The following is a 17,404-nucleotide window of genomic DNA, read 5'->3' on the forward strand; positions in this document are numbered from 1 at the left end:
TTTTGTAACGAGGGAGTTTCCGCTTTGTGGGAGCAAAACTTGCTCGTGAAACAGGCACCTCGATCTTGGAAGGCCGCATCGCTCTTATCGCGGGCAAGCCTTGCTCCCCACAGGGTTATATACCTGGCATATATCGATTCGATATTTAGCCCATGCACTGGATGTCGGTAAGGTATATACCGGAGTTCCAGGCATTCATGGCATCCAACTTGCCTTGATTCTGATCAGCGTCAGTGTCATGACGACGCTATCCATCTTCTGACCCGCGAGGAGCCAACCGCTACCGGCCATGACCGCTATCGAATCCGCCATGACCTGTGCCTTGTACCCACCACGACTCGAGCTGGGGCCGCAACTGACCCGTGAGCAATTGCTCGCCTCGATGCAATTGACCATGAGTCTCCACCAGGGCGGTCCGGTCTGGCTGTTCGCGTACGGTTCATTGATCTGGCGGCCGGAATGCACGGCCGTGGAGCGGATGCGCGGCCGGGTCCATGGTTATCATCGCGGTTTGTACCTATGGTCCCATGAACATCGTGGTACGCCGGAGTTGCCGGGGCTGGTGTTTGGGCTGGATCGCGGCGGCTCCTGCAGCGGTTTCGCCTATCGGTTGCCGCAGGACAATCTCGAAGACTCGCTGTTTGCCCTGTGGCAGCGCGAGATGCCGGTCCCGTCCTATCGCCCGCACTGGCTCAGTTGCCGTCTCGAGGATGGCAGCCGGGTGCAAGCCTTGGGGTTTGTACTGGAGCGACACCTGCCCAGCTATGCCGGCAACCTGCCGGACCATGTGCTGAGCCAGGTGTTCGAAAGCGCCTGTGGGCGTTACGGCACCACTCGCGATTACGTCGAGCAGACCATCCACGCCCTACGCAGCCACGCCATGCCAGACCGGAATCTGGAGGCGCGGCTCAAGCGCTGCAAATCAGCGCTGGATCAGGCGACCGCTTCGCGGCTCTGACTGGCGATTTGCTTGTGCCACAGGGTTGGCGCGAGGAAGGCCATCGCCAGCAGGCAGGCACCGACCAACAGCACAAAACCACCGTCCCAGCCAAAATGGTCCACGGTGTAGCCCATGACCGCACTGGCCGCGACCGAGCCACCCAGGTAACCAAACAAACCGGTAAAGCCGGCGGCGGTACCGGCGGCTTTCTTCGGCGCCAGTTCCAGTGCCTGCAAACCGATCAGCATCACCGGACCGTAGATCAGGAAGCCGATGGAAACCAGGGCGATCATGTCGACGGTCGGGTTGCCGGCCGGGTTCAGCCAGTACACCAGCGTTGCCACGGTCACCAAGGCCATGAACACCATGCCGGTCAGGCCACGGTTGCCACGGAAGATCTTGTCCGACATCCAGCCACACAGCAGCGTGCCGGGGATGCCCGCCCACTCGTAGAAGAAATAGGCCCAGGAACTCTTGTCCACCGTGAAGCCCTTGGCTTCCTTGAGGTAGGTCGGCGCCCAGTCCAGCACGCCGTAGCGCAGTAGATAAACAAACACGTTGGCCATGGCGATGTACCAGAGCATTTTGTTGCGCAGCACGTATTTGACGAAGATTTCCTTGGCGCTGAATTCGCTCTCGTGGCTGTCGTCGTAGCCTTCCGGGTAGTCGTTCTTGTATTTCTCGATCGGCGGCAGGCCCACCGATTGCGGGGTATCGCGCATGGTCACGAAGGCAAACACCGCAATGACGAGTGCTAGAGCAGCGGGCACATAGAATGCCGCATGCCAGTCATTGAACCAGCCCATCCCCAATAGGAACAACGGGCCGATCAGGCCACCGCCGACGTTGTGCGCCACGTTCCACACCGACACCACGCCGCCGCGCTCTTTCTGCGACCACCAATGCACCATGGTCCGTCCGCTGGGCGGCCAGCCCATGCCCTGGGCCCAGCCGTTGATAAACAGCAGGATGAACATCATGGTCACGCTGGACGTTGCCCAAGGCGCGAAACCGAACACAAACATCACCCCCGCCGAGACCAGCAAGCCAAAGGGCAGGAAGTAGCGCGGGTTGGAACGGTCGGACACCAGGCCCATCAGGAACTTCGACAGCCCATAGGCGATGGCGATGGCCGACATGGCCAGGCCCAGCTGACCACGGGTGTAACCCTCGTCGATCAGATATGGCATGGCCAGGGAGAAGTTCTTGCGCAGCAGGTAATAGCCGGCGTAGCCAATGAAGATCCCGGCGAAGATCTGCCAGCGAAGGCGTCGGTAGGTGCTGTCTATTTTTTCTTCAGGCAGGGCTGCCTGGTGTGTGGCAGGTCGAAAGAAAGCAAACATTCAAGTGCTCCTGGTTCTTGTTATGACTGCGGATACGAATGTTACAGTTTCGTTACCGAAAATAGCATCGCTCGTTGTCGCATAAATAGCAGAAATTTCGATTGATCATGTTCTTAAGTGAACATGTCGTTCAGGCGTAAGAGAAGGGCGTCGTAGGAAATGTCCTCGCAAAGCCTTTTCATGGGCTGTATTGGTGAGTACGGGGCAAAACGGTGGGAAACATCCTTCGCCCGAATGGGAAGTCTCGCTATAGGGCCCATGAGCCATGGCCTTTACCCTTTACGTTTCTGCCAGGTCTGGCATTGAGCTAAGGGGTAGGGGTATGAGGTGGTCCGTGGTGATGCTGTTGCTGTGCTTGTCTGGTACGAGCGGGGCAGCGGATGTGTTGTTGGTGCCCGAACACAATCCCAACCCGGATTACCCGACGACTCTGGTCGGGAAGGGCATCGCGGGTGTGGCCCGGGTCGGCTTCACGGTGCATGCCGATGGTCGTGTCGATGAAGTCGCGATCCTGCACAGCGATCATCCGGAATTCGCCAAGGCCGCACGGGAGGCTGTGAGTCAATGGCGTTTCAAGTCGTGGACGGTGGATCACGAACACCCAGCGCAGACGCACGTTATAGTGCCCTTCGAGTTCCGCCTGGATGGCTTACCACTGGATGCCAATAAATGGATCAAGACTTGGAAGTGCTCGGACATCAACGCACACGCCAAGGGCCAGCTATGGGTGCAGGACTTGCTCCCGTTCCACTACACACGCCTCTATTTATCCAATGTATTTCTCGTCAAACAGCTACCGGAAACCGAGCGCCTGGCCTTGATCGCCCGGTTCAACAGGCTCCTGCCCTCGATCGTGCAGCGTTGCGGGAGTTTTCCGGCGGCGCGGTATGTGCGGATGCTGCCGAAGGAGGTTCGAGAGTTGCTTTAGTCTTGGTAGTGAGGGGCGTCATCGCCGAGGGTGATGACGCCTATTGTTTACTCTGGCTTGAAACCGGGTTTTCCGTTTTTTTCTCGCCAGAATTCAATGCTATTAAGTATTCCCTGAGGCGTATCTTCAACACCCTCGCTAGGGTAGAAAATAATATCGGTTCCATCTGGATGTTCTGAGGTGTCTACAATTTGATGCACTAATGCATCGAGTTCAGCTTCGGATGAGTATTCTTTGTTAAATAAACGCTCAATGAGGTGGAGGAACTCTTTGCGAGTATATTGGTCGTATTGTTTTGTAATCATTTTCGCTCACCGTCCCATATGAAGGGCGTAGAGGCGTTGGTTCTTTTTGAGCTTCTACTGGTCCCCCTATGAGGCCCCTCATGCAAACCCCAAGCGCCTGAGAAATGTCCCCCAGTTCTGAAATCTGGTGATCTTTCACCTTCGATCGATAAAGGACCTATTTCGTATGAGCCGGGACCCAATTGTTTATGAGGTCCTAAATATGTATTTGCATCGCACATATGACTTATCCATGTCGGCTTGTCCGTTACTGAATGGCTCCACGCTGCTGCGAGGGGTTGTTGTGTGCGAAGAAGGTTTGCGTTTTTTTTCGGCGGGGGTGCGGTATATATCTACCGCCAAATCAGTTTTTATTTATGGCTGCTGAACAATCCAACACAGGCTAATTGGAATAAAAAAGGCCAGAACCACCTCATCAGCGGTTCTGGCCTTTTTGTCCGCCTGGTTTCAACGCACCTGAACCACCACCTTCCCCACCGCCTTGCGCTGCCCCAGGTCATTGATCGCCTGGGCAGCATTGCTCAGCGGGTACACCTGCGACACCAGCGGCTTGAGCTTGCCCTCGGCGAACCAGTCGAACAATTGCCGGAAGTTGGCGGCGTTGTCCTGGGGCTGGCGCTGGGCGAAAGAGCCCCAGAATACCCCCACTACGGCGGCGCCCTTGAGCAGGGCCAGGTTCACCGGCAGTTCGGGGATGCGTCCGCTGGCAAAGCCGACCACCAGCAACCGGCCGTTCCAGGCGATGGCGCGGACGGCCTGGTCGAACAGGTCGCCACCTACCGGGTCGTAGATCACATCGGCACCCTGGCCGTCGGTGAGGCGCTTGATTTCATCCTTCAGGCTGGTTTCGTTGTAGTTGATCAATTCGTCGGCGCCGGCCGCCTTGGCCACGGCGAGTTTCTCCGCGCTGCTGGCAGCGGCGATCACCCGGGCGCCCATGGCCTTGCCGATCTCCACCGCCGCCAGGCCGACACCTCCGGAGGCGCCGAGCACCAGCAGGGTTTCGCCGGGTTGCAGGTTGGCCCGTTGCTTGAGGGCATGCATCGAGGTGCCATACGTCATGCTGAAGGCGGCGGCGGTGTTGAAGTCCATGGACGCAGGGATCGGCAGCACGTTGTAGCCAGGTACCGCCACCTGTTCGGCAAAGCTGCCCCAGCCGGTCAGCGCCATCACCCGGTCGCCGACCTTCAAGTGGCTGACTTTCTCTCCCACTTCGCTAACGACGCCCGCCGCTTCGCCGCCGGGGGAAAACGGGAAGGGGGGTTTGAATTGGTATTTGCCCTCGATGATCAGCGTGTCAGGGAAGTTCACCCCGGCGGCATGCACGTCCAGCAGCACTTCGTTCTTCTTGGCGACGGGGCTGGCGACGTCTTCCAGCACCAGCGATTCGGCGGGGCCGAATTCTTTGCACAGCACGGCTTTCATCAGGGCTATTCCTTTGGGAGTGATGGCCGATAAGTGTAGGTGTGAGAGACAGCGGGTCAACGAGCATGCCCCGCCCTGATAGCCGGCCATAAGCTTGTGCTTGAACGGCGGGTCGGTATGCTGGGCCGCAAACCGGATGAGGAGTCGATTGTGAAAGCGTGGATCATGTTAATGCTGGCCCTGTCGTTGCCTGTGGCAGCAATGGCCGAAGAGGGCAAGGAAGCGAAGGAAGGCGAGGCGCCGAAAGTCAGCTACATCACCCTCAGCCCACCCTTTGTCGGCAACTACGGGCTCGACGGCTCGGCGAAGCTGCGGGTCTACAAGGCCGATGTGGCCCTGCGCGTGAGCGGAGATGCCGCTGCCGCGGCGGTCAAGGCCAATGAGCCGTTGATTCGCAACCAGTTGGTGGCGTTGTTCGCCCAGCAGACCACCGAGGCCATGAATAACCTGGAAGCCAAGGAGAAGTTGCGCCAGGAAGCGTTGAAACAGACCCAGCAGGTGATGAACGACGAAACCGGCAAGCCGATGGTCGATGACCTGTTGTTCAATAACCTGATCATTCAGTAAGCCGGCTCGATCGCAGCCTTTGGCAGTGCCTGGTTCTCCTGGCGCTGCCAAAGGCTGCTTTTTATCGTCAAGACGCCAGGCTTTTCCGAAACCTGGCCAGGGCGATTGCAAAGAACAACAACCCAATGGCCGCCAGCGCCAACAGGTCCGGCCAGATCACGCCAGGGCCGGTATCTCGGAACAGGATCGCCGCGCTGAGGCTGACGAAATGCGTCGAGGGCGAGCCCTGCATCACCCATTGCAACCATTGCGGCATGCTATCCAGCGGTGTACTGCCGCCCGACAACAGCAGCATCGGGATGATGACCGGGATCGCCAGCAAGCCGAATTGCGGCGTCGAACGGGCGAGGGTGGCAAGGAAGATGCCCAGTGAGGTGCTGGCGAACAGGTAGAGTGCGGTCACCAGCAGGAAGAGCAGCATGGAGCCGGCAAGCGGTACGCCCAGGGCGAACTTGACGATGATTTCCAGCGACGCCCAGGTGCACAGCACCACCACCAGCAAGTTGCTCCAGATTTTCGCCAGCATGATTTCCAATGCCGTCAGCGGCAGCACCAGCAAGTGGTCGAGGGTGCCGTGTTCGCGCTCGCGCAGCAGCGCGGTTCCCGTCAGGATGATCGCCAGGATCGTGATGTTGTTGACGATCTGGATCACCGCCAGGAACCAGCCACCTTCCAGGTTGGTATTGAACAGCGAACGCGTGGTCAGTCTCACGGGTGTTGCTTCGCGCGTTTGTGCCTGGCCGGCGTAGGTCGTCAGTTCCTGTTGGAAAATCCGTCCGATGTAGCCGGCGCCCATGAACGCCTGGCTCATGGCCGTGGCATCGACGTTGAGTTGCAGCGTCGGTTCGCGTCCGGCGAGCAGGTCGGCCTGGAAGTTGGCGGGCACGTTAATGACAAAGGTGTAGCGGCCACTGTCCATGACCTTGTCCAGTTCGGCATAGGGCAAGGCCACCGGGTGCTGGAACTCCGGCGGTTGCAGGACCTGGGCCAATTGGCGCGAAAGATGGCTCTGGTCTTCGTCCACCATTGCGACACTGGCGTTGTGGACGCCGATCACCGAGCCGGCGGCCGGCATGTAGATCGCCACGGTGAAGGCGTAGCCCAAAAACAGCAGCAGGACGGAGTCGTAGCGCAGGCTGGTCAGCTCCTTGAGCCCCAGACGCCAGATATGTGAAAGCGTGTGCATCAGGCCTCCTGCTTTTTCAGCATGATCAGGCTGAGCCCGGTGAAACCCAGGAAAAATCCGCCCAGCGCCAGGCATTGCGGCCATAGCTGTCGTAGATCCAGGGCTTTGGTGAAGGTGCCGACGGCGATATCCAGGAAGTAACCGGCGGGAAACAACTGGCCCATCACCGAAGCGGCACCTTCCAGGGACGAGCGCGGCACGATCAGCCCCGAAAACTGGATGGTCGGCAGGCTGGTGATGATCATGGTGCCGAGGATCGCCGCGATCTGGGTGCGGGTGAACGCCGATATCAGCATTCCCATGCTGGTGGTCGCCAGTACATAGAGCAGGCCGCCCACCGCCAGCGTCAGGCCGCTGCCCTTGAACGGCACGCCGAACAGCCAGCGGTTCATCGCTGTCAGCAGGGCCAGGTTGATCAGGCTGACGGCCAGGTAGGGCACTTGTTTGCCCAGCAGGAACTCCAGGCGGGTCAGCGGCGTGGCGTAGAAATTGGTGATCGAGCCCAGTTCCTTCTCCCGCACGATGCCCAGCGCCGTCAACATGGCCGGAATGAACGCCAGGATCAGCGCCATGACTCCGGGGCCGATGGCGTTGACGCTGACCACGTCCTGGTTATAACGAAAGCGCGTCTCCAGTGTCGCGCCGGGTTGCCGGGTCGGCGCGCGGCTGCTGAATTCAGCCAGTTGCTCAAGGTTGGCCTGGTGCACGGCCTGGACGTAGTTGCGACTGGTCTCGGCCCGGAACGGTATGCCGCCGTCCAGCCAGGCGCCCACCGTTGGCTGGCGGCCGGCGTAAAGGTCACGACCGAAGCCTGGGGGGATCTCCAGGGCCAGCTTGATTTCCGAGCGCTGCAAACGTCGATGCAGCTCCTTCGCGTCGCGGATGATCGGCTGCTCCTCGAAGTAGCGCGAGCTGCGGAACGCTTCCAGGTAGGCACGGCTTTGCGGGCTCTGATCCTGGTCATACACGGCGAAGGCGAGTTTCTCCACATCGAGGGAAATACCAAAGCCGAAGACCACCATCATGAACAAAGCTCCCAGCAGGGCGAAAGCCATCCGCACTTTGTCGCGCAGCAGCTCCTTGCCTTCCCGACTGGCGACGGCCCACAGGCGACCGAGGCTCAGGCCGCGCTGGTCCCGGGGGGCGTCGGCACTGTCGAGGGTCACGGGGGGGGCGTCTTGCTGCGTCTGGCCCTGGGCTTTTTCCAGGCATGTGACGAACGCGGCTTCCAGCGTCTGGCCGTTGAACTGCGCCTGCAAGGCCGCTGGTGTGTCGCATGCCAGGACCTTGCCGGCGTGCATCAGCGAAATGCGATCGCAGCGCTGGGCTTCGTTCATGAAGTGCGTGGAAAGAAAAATCGTCACGCCCTGTTCGCGAGACAGCTCGATCAACAGCCGCCAGAAATCATCCCGTGCAGCGGGGTCGACACCCGAGGTCGGCTCATCGAGGATCAGCACTTCCGGGCGATGCAGCACGGCCACCGCCAAGGACAAACGTTGGCGCAAGCCCAGTGGCAGCGCGCCGGAGGGCTGGTCCGCCAGTGCCTGAAGATTGAAACGCTGGATCAGTTCGTCGATGCGCTGGCGGCTCTGCGTCGTAGGCAGGTCGAAGAGCTTGGCGTGCAGTTCCAGGTTTTGGCGCACGCTCAGTTCGCCGTACAGCGAAAAACTCTGGGACATGAAACCCACCCGCTTGCGGGTGGCCAGATCCTTGGCGTTGACCGGGTTGCCCAGCAACTGGGCGCTGCCTTCGCTGGCGGGGATCAGCCCGGTCAGCACCTTCATGGTGGTGGTCTTGCCGCAACCGTTGGAGCCCAGGAAGCCAAAAATTTCACCGCGACCAATGGCGAAGCTGACGTTGTCGACGGCGGTGAAATCGCCGAAGCGCAAGGTGAGGTCGTGGGCTTGGATGGCAATGTCGGTGGTGTTGGCGCTCCTGGGGGGAATCACCAGCGGTTCGGCATCGCGACCGCTGTCGCCCTGGAAATGGGTGAAGGCCGCGTCGAGCTTGCCGTCCGGGGTGACCTTGGCCAGCTCTGTGCTCAGGCCCTTGGCGATCAGGCGACCGTTATCGAGCATCAGGCAATGCTCGAATTGTTCGGCCTCTTCCATGTACGCGGTGGCGACCAGTAGGGTCAGTTGCGGGCGTTGTCGGCGCACGTCTTCTATCAGTTCCCAGAAGCGTCGTCGGGACAGCGGGTCCACGCCCGTGGTGGGTTCGTCGAGAATCAGCAGGTCCGGTTCATGGATCAGCGCGCAACACAGGCCGAGCTTTTGCTTCATGCCGCCGGACAGCTTGCCCGCCGGGCGATCGGCAAAGCGCTGCAGGTCGGTGGCCAGCAGCAAGGTGCCCATGCGTTGTTCGCATTCAGCCCGCGATAGCCCGAACAGCGTGCCGAAGAACCGAATGTTCTCGCGTATCGACAGGTCCGGGTAAAGGTTGCCCCCCAGCCCTTGGGGCATGAAAGCAATGCGTCGGTAGAGGGTATTGCGATGGCGTCGGTCGTCGATCGAGGCGCCGAGCACGTCCAGTTGGCCGTGCTGGAGTTTCTTCACTCCGGCAATCAGCCCCAGCAGGCTCGACTTGCCGGCGCCGTCCGGGCCGATCAGGCCGCAGCGAGTGCCGACGGGCAAGCTGAAGGCGATATCGCTCAGCGCCACCTGCTGGCCGTAGCGATGCGCGATGCCCGAGGCGTGCAATGCCTCGTCGAGGGTAGCGCTCATTGCAAGTTGGCCGGCCAGTCGATGGGGGCGGTGCGTACGTAGCCGGCGCCGGGCATGCCGGGTTTGGCCTGGGGCACTTCGCCGGGTTGGGTCAGGCGCACTTTGACGCGGAACACCAGTTTCTGGCGCTCATCACGGGTCTCGACTTCTTTCGGGGTGAACTGTGATTTGGCCGCGACGAAGCTGACTTTGGCCGGCAGCGGTCGCTCGGGCAGGGCGTCGAGCAGCAGTCGCGCTTCATCGCCCACCGCCAGCTTCCCGGCCACCGACGCTGGCAGGTAAAGATTCATGTATTGGTCGTGCGGATCGATCATCAGCAGTACACGGCCGCCGGCTCCCAGCACTTCACCTGGCTCGGCCAGGCGCAACTGGATCACGCCGTCGAGCGGTGCCCGCAACGTACTGTCATCAATTTCACTGGTGAGCTGGGCCACTTGGGCCAGGGTCGCACCGATGGCCGCATTCGCCGCCGCTACCTGGGCCCGGGCGGCGTTGACCGCGGCGTTGGCGGTGTCGACGCGGGCTTGTTGCTGGTCGATGACCTGGCCGCTGGCGTAACCGCGCTTGAACAGTTCCTGGCTCCGCTTGAGCTCCTGGTGAGCGAGCAATTGCTCGCTCTGGCGCAACTGCACGTTGGCTTCGGTGGCGGCGACGTTCTGCCGGGCGCGCACGACTTCTGCCTCGGCCTGGTTGCGCTGGGCCTCCAGGGTGCGGGTATCCATGCGCGCCAGCACTTGGCCCTTGATGACGTTGTCGCCTTCGTCGACATGAACGTCGGCCAGGCGCCCGGGCGTCTTGCTGGCGATCTGTACTTCAGTGGCCTCCAGGCGACCGTTGCCCATGCTCAAGCCTTCCGGCAGGCGATCGTGGCGTGATTTCCAGTAGCCGAAACCGCCAGCGGCCAGCAACACCGTCATCAAGGCGAGGGCAAAAAAACGAGAGGTACGATGGTTCGTCGACATGTCCGGCATCCTGCGGCTATAGCATCGAAGTCTGCGGGATCAATGGCCGACCCAGCTTGATGTCCATCAACTCATTGGCGATCAGCGCAGGGCAATCACTGCGGCCCATTGTTCGGCCGTGACAGGCATCACCGACAGTCGCGAGCCTTTCTGCACCAGTGGCATTTCAGCCAGGGCGGTCTGTTGCTTGAGGTAGTCGAGCTTCAGCACGTGGGGAAATGTTTCGACGTGGGCCACGTCGATCGCGGTCCAGGGGTTTTTGTCCGGGCCGGCCTTGGAGTCGAAGTAATGGCTGTCGGGTTCCAGCGCCGTTGGGTCAGGATAGGCCGCGCGGACGATCCGGCCGATCCCCGCAATGCCTGGCTCGGGGCAACTGGAGTGGTAGAAAAAGAACGCGTCGCCCACCGCCATGTTCCGCAGAAAGTTACGCGCCTGGTAGTTGCGAACCCCATCCCAGCGTGCCTGGTCGAGCTTTTCCAGACCTTGGATGGACAATTCGTCAGGTTCGGACTTCATCAACCAGTAGGCCATGCTTTCTTCTCCTTGGCAGTGGGGATAAAAATAGTTCAGCGATTTTATGACAAACCGACAGTCGGTTGACGTCAGAGTTTGCGTGTCGGGGCCGGTTGCCGCAAAATGCCGGCCTTCCAAGCTTGACGCTGCTGCACGGCCAATAAGAAAACCGCTGCTGTCATCGTGTGTGATATGCCTTGAGGGGGGCAATCGATGAAACGCAAACCGGATTTGTTGTGGATCTTAGTCATTCTGTTCGGCCTGGGTGTCGTGACCACGGGTTACGCCCAAAGCCTGTGGGCCAACAAGGCCGACGCGCCGGTGGAAATCACCCAACCCGCGCCATCGCTCAAACGCTGAACCCGCGTTCCTGGCGCCGCTGATGACCGCGGCGTCTACCCCGCGATATACCAATGCCTGTCGCTGACCGTTCCCTGCAGCGGCACGTCCCAGCTTGCCTGCGCCAATCGTTCGACTTTCTGGCATTCATGGGCCAGCCCTAATAGCGTCGGCTTGCGCCACTGCTTGCGCCGTGCCAGATACGCCAGGCTGCGGTCATAAAAGCCGCCGCCCATGCCCAGTCGACCACCCGCATCGTCAAACCCCACCAGTGGCAACAACACCAGGTCCAGCGTCCAGACCTTGCGTTGCCGGGCGATGTTCTTGCGCGGCTCAGGAATACGAAATCGGTTGGGCTGCATTTTTTCGCCGGGGTGGATGCGCTGGAACACCATCTTGGTCTGCGGCCAGGGGCTGAGTACTGGCAGGTAAGTGGCCTTGCCTCGGCGCTGTGCTGCGCGCAGCAGCAGGCGCGGGTTGATCTCGCCGTCGTTGGGCAGGTACAAGGCGATGTGCCGCGCACGGCGAAACAGCGGATGCTGGGCCAGTTGTTTGTACAGCCCACGGGCGGCTTGCCGTTGCTGGGCGGGCGTCAGGGCGCGACGGGCCTGGCGCAGCAGGCGTCGAAGTTGCGGGCGGGGCAGCAACGCAGGTTCGGTCATATCAGTGCTTCACGCAGTGGCGATGCCACAGCGTAACCGCAAAACCGGCTGCTCAGAAATCCCTGCGCCAGAAACGACAATGCCAGTCCACATGGACTGGCATTGTCTGGAGTCAGGCTCCCCGGATGAACCGCTGTCGGCTTAGCCCTTGAACCCGAAAGTTCAAGGTGGAAGTTGCAGGGGGCGTTAAGGCTTTCCGTCAAGCGGACATGCACACCGGCCCCAACGTGCAACCCCCGTGGTTGTGCGTATCGGCTCAGGGACATCACCAACTGGCAAGCACCCCAGGGAGTGAGGCGAGTATACCCCAGGCAGCCTCGCGAATCAGCCTTTGCTGACATCTGGATCGGTGGCGAGCACCAGATCCACCCGATCGAGCAGGTCGCGCACCTGTTCACGGGTCGAGCCGCTGACCTGCAGGTCAGGCGTATCCTGGCGATGCAACAGGTCGTGGGTGATGTTCAAGGCGGCCATCACGGCGATGCGGTCGGCGCCGATGACTTTGCCGCTGCTGCGGATCTCGCGCATCTTGCCGTCCAGGTAACGGGCGGCGCTCACCAGGTTGCTACGTTCTTCCTGGGGACAGATGATCGAATATTCTTTGTCGAGGATCTGCACTGTAACGCTATTGCTTGAACTCATGAGTCTTGCTCCAGGGCCTTGAGGCGCGAAATCATCGATTCGACCTTACGCCGGGCGATTTCGTTTTTTTCAATGAGATGCGCGCGTTCCTCGCGCCAGGTTTTTTCCTGAGCTAATAGGAGTCCGTTTTGGCTCTTAAGTTGCTCGACCCGGTCAATTAGCAGTTCGAGTCTGGCCATCAGCGCTTGCAGGTCGGTGTCTTCCATTGTGTCCACTGAAGATTGTGTCTGATGGAGGGTATGGGTCGCACAGCCTCTGATAGTCTTGGCGAGTCTGTCGATGTAGGATACAAGGCCTCCATTCTAGACATAGCGCCGTCTGGCGCCTAGCTGCCCATGCCCATTCAGAAATCCCCGTATCAAGCATTCGCCGTCCTGCTGAGCAACAACGGTCATCCTGTCACGCCTGCCGAACTGCATGGCCTGCTGCTCGGTCGCAGCTGCGCCGGTGCCGGTTTCGATGCCGATGGCTGGTTGGTCGACGCCGCCGAGCTGCTGGAAGGCGAGCCGACGGACCAAGTGCGCAATGCGCTCATCGGCCTGCAGGAAATGGTCAAGGGTGAGTTGACCAGCGATGACATGACCGTCGTCCTGCTGCTGCCCACTGACGACGCCCCCTTGGCCGAACGCGCCGCTGCGCTGGGCCAATGGTGCCAGGGTTTCCTCGCCGGCTTCGGCCTGACCCGCCGCGAATACGCCTTGAGCGAAGAGGTCACGGAGGTGTTGCAGGACTTGGCCGCGATCTCCCAGGTCCAGGATGCCCTGGAAGAATCCGATGACGGCGAAAGCGACTACATGGAAGTGATGGAGTACCTGCGGGTCGCCCCATTGCTGCTGTTCACCGAGACCAAGAAAACCGATGCAGCGGCCCCCAAGCCGTCCTTGCATTAATTTTTAGAGGGAACCCCATCTGCCCATGATTCATATCCCGAAATCGGAATACAGCCGTCGCCGCAAGGCCCTGATGGCGCAGATGGAACCCAACAGCATCGCAATCCTGCCCGCCGCCGCGGTTGCGATCCGCAACCGTGATGTCGAGCACGTCTACCGCCAGGACAGCGATTTCCAGTACCTCAGCGGCTTTCCCGAGCCGCAAGCGGTGCTGGTGCTGATGCCGGGCCGCGCCCATGGCGAATACATCCTCTTTTGCCGCGAACGCAACGCCGAACGTGAATTGTGGGACGGCCTGCGCGCCGGCCAGGAAGGGGCGATCCGTGACTACGGCGCCGACGATGCATTTCCCATCACCGACATCGACGACATCCTGCCGGGCCTGATCGAAGGCCGCGACCGGGTGTATTCGGCCATGGGCAGCAACCCGGAATTCGACCGGCACCTGATGGAGTGGATCAACGTGATTCGCTCCAAGGCCCACCTCGGCGCCCAACCGCCGAACGAATTCGTTGCCCTGGATCATCTGTTGCATGACATGCGCCTGTATAAATCGGCGGCGGAAGTGAAGGTGATGCGCGAAGCGGCGCGGATCTCCGCCCAGGCGCACATCCGGGCGATGCAGGCGGCGCGCCCGGGGCTGCATGAGTTCAGCCTGGAAGCCGAGCTCGATTATGAGTTCCGCAAGGGCGGGGCGAAGATGCCGGCCTATGGCTCGATCGTCGCGGCGGGGCGCAACAGCTGCATTCTGCATTACCAGCAGAACGACGCGCTGCTCAAGGACGGTGACCTGGTGCTGGTCGACGCCGGCTGTGAAATCGACTGCTACGCCAGCGATATCACCCGAACCTGGCCGATCAGTGGCAAGTTTTCACCCGAGCAGAAGGCGATCTACGAAGTGGTGCTGGCGGCTCAGGAAGCCGCGTTTGCCCAGATCGCGCCGGACAAGCATTGGAATCAGGCCCACGAAGCGACGGTGCGGGTGATTACCGAGGGGTTGGTGCACCTTGGGCTGCTGGAGGGTGAGGTGGATGCGTTGATCGCCAGCGAGGCCTACAAGGCGTTCTACATGCACCGCGCTGGCCACTGGCTGGGCATGGACGTGCATGACGTGGGTGAATACCGGGTTGGTGGCGAGTGGCGGGTACTTGAGGTCGGCATGACGCTGACGGTCGAGCCGGGCATCTACATCAGCCCGAACAACCGCAGCGTAGCGAAAAAATGGCGCGGCATTGGCGTGCGCATCGAGGATGACGTGGTAGTGACCAAAACCGGTTGTGAAATCCTGAGCCACGGCGTACCGAAGACGGTCGCCGACATCGAGGCCCTGATAACCGCCGCACGGGATCAAGCGACATGAGCCGGGTCAACGTGGTGATCATCGGCGGCGGCCTGGTCGGCGCGAGCCTGGCGCTGGCTCTGCAGGTCGGTGCCAAGACCCGGGGCTGGAAGATCATGCTGATCGAGCCCTTCGCCCCCGGCGATGCCTGGCAGCCAAGCTACGATGCCCGGTCCTCGGCATTGTCCTACGGTGCCCGGCAAATTTATCAACGCTTGGGTGTCTGGCAGGAGATTTCCCGCCGCGCCGAGCCGATCAAACAGATCCATGTCTCCGACCGCGGGCGGTTTTCCACGGCGCGGCTGTCCGCCATGGAGGAGGGCGTGCCGGCGCTGGGCTACGTGGTGGAGAACGCCTGGCTCGGCCAATGCCTGTGGCAAGGCCTGGACCCTGAGGTGGTCAGCTGGCGCTGCCCGGCGCAGGTCACCCGGATGGAACCGCTGGTCGGTGGTTATCGCCTGACCCTCGACGACGAAACCACCCTGGAATGCGACCTTGCCGTACTGGCTGATGGTGGCCGCTCCGGCCTGCGCGAGCAGTTGGGTATCGGCGTGCGCAGTCGGCCCTACGACCAGAGCGCCTTGATCGCCAACATCACCCCCAGCGAAGCCCACAACGGCATGGCCTTCGAACGTTTCACCGATGACGGCCCGATGGCCTTGTTGCCGCTGCCGGAGAATCGTTGTGCGCTGGTCTGGACCCGCCAGGGCATGGACGCGCAACGGCTGGCGGCGCTCGACGAGCGCAGTTTCCTCAGCGAATTGCAGGGCGTGTTCGGTTATCGCCTGGGCACCCTGAAACAGGTGGGCGTGCGACATCTGTACCCGCTGGCGCTGGTGGAGGCCGAAGAACAGGTCCGTCCGCACTTGGCGATCCTGGGCAACGCCGCCCACAGCCTGCACCCGATTGCCGGGCAGGGGTTCAACTTGTCCCTGCGCGATGCCCAGGCCCTGGCCGATGCCTTGCTCGACAGCGAAAGCGAGCCTGGGGATTTTGCCGTGTTGCAAGCCTATCGCGAGCGCCAGCGAATGGATCAGGCCCTGACCGTGGGCTTCTCCGACCAGGTCACGCGGCTGTTCGCCAGCAGCCTGCCGTTGGTGTCCCTGGGCCGCAATCTCGGCCTGTTGGGCCTCGACTTGCTGCCTCCGGCCAAGCGCTGGTTCGCCCGTCAGGCCATGGGGCTGGGGACGCGTCCCGATGCTTGAGGCAGGGGCTGTCATTTCTTCTCATGGGCGGCTGATGTCGCCCGCAAAACAGGCTTAGAGCATGGAATTGCGTGCAGATCTGCTGATTGTCGGCGCCGGTATGGTCGGCAGCGCCCTGGCGCTGGCGTTGCAGGGCAGTGGCCTGCAAGTGCTGTTGCTCGACGGCAGCCCGATGAGCGTCAAACCCTTCGATCCCCAGGCCGCGTTCGAGCCCCGGGTCAGTGCCTTGTCGACGGCCAGCCAGCGGATCCTCGATCGCCTGGGCGTCTGGGACGGCATCACCGCCCGGCGCGCCAGCCCCTATACCGACATGCACGTCTGGGACGGTAGCGGCACCGGGCAGATCCATTTCTCGGCCGCCAGCCTGCACGCCGAGGCGCTTGGGCACATCGTTGAAAACCGCGTTGTGCAGGACGCCTTGCTGGATCGGCTGCATGACGGTGACCTGGGCCTGCTGGCAAATGCCCGGCTGGAACAGATGCGTCGTTCCGGTGACGACTGGCTGCTGACCCTGGCCGATGGCCGCACGTTGCGGGCGCCCCTGGTCATCGCGGCTGACGGCGCGAACTCCGCGGTGCGTCGCCTGACCGGCGTCGCCACGCGCGAATGGGATTACCTGCACCACGCCATCGTCACCAGCGTGCGCAGCGCCCGGCCGCATCGAATGACGGCCTGGCAGCGTTTCACCGACAGCGGCCCGCTGGCGTTCCTGCCACTTGAGCGTGACGGCCAGCACGACTGGTGCTCGGTCGTCTGGTCCACCCCCCCCGGTGAAGCGCAGCGCTTGATGGCGCTCGATGAAACTGAATTCTGCAGCGAACTGGAACGAGCTTTCGAAGGCCAGCTCGGTACGGTACTGAGTGCCGACCCGCGCCTATGCGTGCCGCTGCGCCAACGACATGCCAAGCGCTATGTGGCCGAAGGGCTGGCGCTGATCGGCGATGCCGCCCATACCATTCATCCGTTGGCCGGGCAGGGCGTGAACCTGGGCTTCCTCGACGCCGCCATGCTGGCCGAAGTGCTGTTACAAGCGGCCGGGCGTGGTGAACGTCTGGCAGGCGTGAAGGTGCTGAGCCGCTACGAGCGGCGACGCATGCCCCATAACCTGGCGTTGATGGCGGCGATGGAGGGTTTCGAGCGCTTGTTCCAGGCCGATCCACTGCCGGTGCGCTGGTTGCGTAACACCGGGCTGAAGCTGGTAGACCGGATGCCTGAGGCCAAGGCGTTGTTTGTGCGCGAGGCGCTGGGGTTGATTGGGGATTTGCCGGATCTGGCCAAGGCCTGAGATGTGCGTTGGGGCTTATGGCCTCATCGCGGGCAAGCCTTGCTCCCACAGGTGTGCAATGTGGGACGAGCTTTTGTGGGAGCAAGGCTTGCCCGCGATGGCGGACACCAAAACACAGCGCGTCTCAAGGCTGCAACATTTGGAAATGTG

18 protein-coding genes and 1 other RNA gene are annotated in these 17,404 nt (G+C 61.5%); 8 read left to right on the forward strand and 11 right to left on the reverse strand.

Annotation, left to right across the window (positions count from 1 at the left end; all coding sequences use genetic code 11):
- Positions 1-289: 289 nt before the first annotated feature.
- On the forward strand, positions 290-958 hold the full coding sequence (locus AACY31_RS08495) for a gamma-glutamylcyclotransferase (protein WP_339479529.1): 669 nt from the start codon (positions 290-292) through the stop codon (positions 956-958).
- Here the strand turns inward: AACY31_RS08495 and glpT are convergent.
- A complete protein-coding gene (gene glpT, locus AACY31_RS08500) occupies positions 934-2,283 on the reverse strand; it encodes a glycerol-3-phosphate transporter (protein ID WP_339479528.1) in 1,350 nt (449 codons plus the stop codon). The two genes, AACY31_RS08495 and glpT, sit on opposite strands and share 25 nt — an antisense overlap.
- Before the next feature lie 322 nt (positions 2,284-2,605).
- Here glpT and AACY31_RS08505 point away from each other — a divergent pair, with 322 nt between their 5' ends.
- A complete protein-coding gene (locus tag AACY31_RS08505; RefSeq protein WP_339504324.1) occupies positions 2,606-3,211 on the forward strand; it encodes an energy transducer TonB in 606 nt (201 codons plus the stop codon).
- Positions 3,212-3,258: 47 nt separating this feature from the next.
- Here the strand turns inward: AACY31_RS08505 and AACY31_RS08510 are convergent, their stop codons facing one another.
- The gene (locus AACY31_RS08510) at positions 3,259-3,516 is read right to left on the reverse strand and encodes a bacteriocin immunity protein (RefSeq protein ID WP_339491590.1); all 258 of its coding nucleotides are present in this window, start codon (positions 3,514-3,516) and stop codon (positions 3,259-3,261) included.
- 447 nt (positions 3,517-3,963) lie between these two features.
- The gene (locus tag AACY31_RS08515; protein WP_339491591.1) at positions 3,964-4,941 is read right to left on the reverse strand and encodes an NADPH:quinone oxidoreductase family protein; all 978 of its coding nucleotides are present in this window, start codon (positions 4,939-4,941) and stop codon (positions 3,964-3,966) included.
- A 150-nt stretch (positions 4,942-5,091) separates the two neighbouring features.
- On the opposite strand from AACY31_RS08515, the gene AACY31_RS08520 reads away from it, so the two are divergent.
- Positions 5,092-5,508 carry a flagellar basal body-associated protein FliL gene (locus AACY31_RS08520; RefSeq protein WP_339479519.1) on the forward strand — a complete coding sequence of 139 codons (417 nt, stop codon included), beginning with the start codon at positions 5,092-5,094 and terminating at the stop codon, positions 5,506-5,508.
- 67 nt (positions 5,509-5,575) lie between these two features.
- On the opposite strand, the gene AACY31_RS08525 is transcribed toward AACY31_RS08520, so the two are convergent.
- The 4 genes from AACY31_RS08525 to AACY31_RS08540 form a co-directional block, all read right to left on the reverse strand.
- On the reverse strand, positions 5,576-6,694 hold the full coding sequence (locus AACY31_RS08525; RefSeq protein ID WP_339504326.1) for an ABC transporter permease: 1,119 nt from the start codon (positions 6,692-6,694) through the stop codon (positions 5,576-5,578).
- Positions 6,694-9,417, reverse strand: a complete 2,724-nt coding sequence (gene rbbA / locus AACY31_RS08530; RefSeq protein WP_339479516.1) for a ribosome-associated ATPase/putative transporter RbbA — start codon at positions 9,415-9,417, stop codon at positions 6,694-6,696. The genes AACY31_RS08525 and rbbA overlap by 1 nt, the downstream gene beginning before the upstream one ends.
- Positions 9,414-10,379 carry an HlyD family secretion protein gene (locus tag AACY31_RS08535; RefSeq protein ID WP_339479515.1) on the reverse strand — a complete coding sequence of 322 codons (966 nt, stop codon included), beginning with the start codon at positions 10,377-10,379 and terminating at the stop codon, positions 9,414-9,416. The genes rbbA and AACY31_RS08535 overlap by 4 nt, the downstream gene beginning before the upstream one ends.
- Before the next feature lie 81 nt (positions 10,380-10,460).
- Positions 10,461-10,910 (reverse strand): EVE domain-containing protein, encoded by a 450-nt coding sequence (locus AACY31_RS08540; protein WP_339479514.1) that lies wholly within the window; start codon positions 10,908-10,910, stop codon positions 10,461-10,463.
- Between the two features lie 195 nt (positions 10,911-11,105).
- Here AACY31_RS08540 and AACY31_RS08545 point away from each other — a divergent pair, with 195 nt between their 5' ends.
- Complete coding sequence (locus AACY31_RS08545) at positions 11,106-11,252, forward strand: hypothetical protein (RefSeq protein WP_018610636.1); 147 nt, start codon at positions 11,106-11,108, stop codon at positions 11,250-11,252.
- 35 nt (positions 11,253-11,287) lie between these two features.
- On the opposite strand, the gene AACY31_RS08550 is transcribed toward AACY31_RS08545, so the two are convergent.
- From AACY31_RS08550 to AACY31_RS08565, 4 genes are all read right to left on the reverse strand, one after another.
- Complete coding sequence (locus AACY31_RS08550) at positions 11,288-11,893, reverse strand: 5-formyltetrahydrofolate cyclo-ligase (RefSeq protein WP_339479509.1); 606 nt, start codon at positions 11,891-11,893, stop codon at positions 11,288-11,290.
- A 114-nt stretch (positions 11,894-12,007) separates the two neighbouring features.
- Positions 12,008-12,187, reverse strand: a non-coding RNA gene (ssrS, locus tag AACY31_RS08555) — 6S RNA.
- Positions 12,188-12,217: 30 nt separating this feature from the next.
- Positions 12,218-12,535: a cell division protein ZapA gene (locus AACY31_RS08560; protein WP_003177364.1), complete on the reverse strand. Its 318-nt coding sequence runs from the start codon at positions 12,533-12,535 to the stop codon at positions 12,218-12,220.
- Positions 12,532-12,741: a TIGR02449 family protein gene (locus tag AACY31_RS08565; RefSeq protein ID WP_003177365.1), complete on the reverse strand. Its 210-nt coding sequence runs from the start codon at positions 12,739-12,741 to the stop codon at positions 12,532-12,534. The genes AACY31_RS08560 and AACY31_RS08565 overlap by 4 nt, the downstream gene beginning before the upstream one ends.
- Before the next feature lie 129 nt (positions 12,742-12,870).
- On the opposite strand from AACY31_RS08565, the gene AACY31_RS08570 reads away from it, so the two are divergent.
- The 4 genes from AACY31_RS08570 to AACY31_RS08585 all read left to right on the forward strand — a co-directional run bounded on the left by AACY31_RS08570 (position 12,871) and on the right by AACY31_RS08585 (position 17,254).
- A complete protein-coding gene (locus tag AACY31_RS08570; protein ID WP_339479507.1) occupies positions 12,871-13,425 on the forward strand; it encodes a YecA/YgfB family protein in 555 nt (184 codons plus the stop codon).
- A gap of 25 nt (positions 13,426-13,450) precedes the next feature.
- Positions 13,451-14,785 (forward strand): Xaa-Pro aminopeptidase, encoded by a 1,335-nt coding sequence (gene pepP / locus AACY31_RS08575; protein ID WP_339479505.1) that lies wholly within the window; start codon positions 13,451-13,453, stop codon positions 14,783-14,785.
- Positions 14,782-15,969, forward strand: a complete 1,188-nt coding sequence (ubiH, locus tag AACY31_RS08580) for a 2-octaprenyl-6-methoxyphenyl hydroxylase (protein ID WP_339479503.1) — start codon at positions 14,782-14,784, stop codon at positions 15,967-15,969. Before pepP ends, ubiH begins: the two co-directional genes overlap by 4 nt.
- A 67-nt stretch (positions 15,970-16,036) precedes the next feature.
- Positions 16,037-17,254, forward strand: coding sequence for a 2-octaprenyl-3-methyl-6-methoxy-1,4-benzoquinol hydroxylase (locus AACY31_RS08585; RefSeq protein WP_339479718.1), 1,218 nt, complete (start codon positions 16,037-16,039; stop codon positions 17,252-17,254).
- Positions 17,255-17,404: the final 150 nt, after the last annotated feature.

Origin of the sequence: Pseudomonas sp. RL_105y_Pfl2_101 (genome assembly GCF_963970585.1) — a bacterium.
GTDB lineage: Bacteria > Pseudomonadota > Gammaproteobacteria > Pseudomonadales > Pseudomonadaceae > Aquipseudomonas.